The 321-nt window shown below is 53.6% G+C and carries 1 pseudogene; it reads right to left on the reverse strand.

Features of this window, described 5'->3' with window-relative positions:
* Nucleotides 1–251, reverse strand: a pseudogene (locus HK23_RS14100) (transposase); the annotation flags it as partial.
* Nucleotides 252–321: the final 70 nt, after the last annotated feature.

Below are 321 nucleotides of genomic sequence, written 5' to 3' on the forward strand. Positions count from 1 at the left end.
AGGGCCTCCTTCAGGATATCCGTCTGCATGCTCAGATCCGCATACATCCGCTTCAGCCGACGGTTCTCCTCTTACAGAGCCTTCATCTGACTGATCATTGACGCATCCATGCCGCCATATTTCGCGCACCATCGGTAAAACGTGGCGTTGCTGATCCCGTGCTCCCGGCACAGGTCAGGAACAGAGACGCCGCCCTCAGCCTGGCGGATCACGCCCATAATCTGGGCATCAGTAAAGCGATCACTCTTCATCAGAATCTCCTCATCCTCACGCTGAGAAAATTCTCATTCAAAAGCCACTCTTTTTATGGGGGGATTACCG

The sequence above is a fragment of the Acetobacter malorum genome (genome assembly GCF_002153605.1).
In the GTDB taxonomy this organism is placed as follows: domain Bacteria; phylum Pseudomonadota; class Alphaproteobacteria; order Acetobacterales; family Acetobacteraceae; genus Acetobacter; species Acetobacter malorum_A.